Here is an 828-nt window from a genome sequence, read left to right as displayed (position 1 = left end):
GCGAAGGGCCGGCCGCCGAAGTGGGAGAAACGGCAGCTCATCGACGGGATCAGGTGGCGGATCCGGATCGGGTCGCCCTGGCGTGACATCCCGGTCGAGTACGGACCCTGGCAGACTCTCTACGGCCTGTTCCGTCGCTGGCAGCGCGATGGAACCTGGGACAAGATTCTGGCCGCCTCGCAGGCCGCCGGCGATGCGCAAGGCCGGATCACCTGGACGATCAGCGTGGACTCGATGACCAGCCGCGCCCACCAACACGCCGCCGGCGCCCGCAGACACGGCCACCTGCAGAAAGAGCCACCCGGCGGCGTGCACGACGAACCCGCCGATCACGCCCTCGGACGATCTCGCGGCGGTCTGACCACCAAGACGCATCTGGCCTGTGAGCAGGGACAGAAGGTCCTATCGATGGTCGTGACCGCCGGACACCGTGGTGACAGCCCGCAGTTCATCCCGGTCCTGCGCCGTATCAAGGTGACCCGTCTCGGAGTCGGCCGGCCACGCACCTGCCCCGACCTCGTCCTAGCCGACAAGGCTTACACCAGCCGCGGCAACCGCGCCTACCTGCGCAAACGCGGAATCAAGGCGTGCATCCCCAGCAAGAAGGACCAGGACGCCCACCGCAAGGCCAAGGGCAGCCACGGCGGACGTCCGCCAAAGTTCGACCGAGACCTCTACCGGATGCGACACGCCGTCGAGAACGGCATCAACAGGCTCAAGCGCCACCGCGGCGTGGCCACCCGCTACGACAAGCTGGCCGTCCGATTCCAGGCCGTCCTGACCATCACCATCATCTGCGAGTGGCTCTGACCAGCTTATGAAACACGC

Annotated in this window: 1 protein-coding gene; it reads left to right on the top strand. The window is 67.0% G+C overall.

The annotated features are described in order from the left end of the window. Positions 1-810 (top strand): IS5 family transposase (locus D2L64_RS26935; protein WP_199714827.1); only part of this gene is annotated, 810 nt, incomplete at its 5' end. Positions 811-828: the final 18 nt, after the last annotated feature.

It is taken from the genome of Micromonospora radicis, assembly GCF_003583405.1.
GTDB lineage: Bacteria > Actinomycetota > Actinomycetes > Mycobacteriales > Micromonosporaceae > Micromonospora > Micromonospora radicis.
Note: the sequence above shows the minus strand (reverse complement) of the source record. Positions and strands in the feature narration are given on the sequence as shown.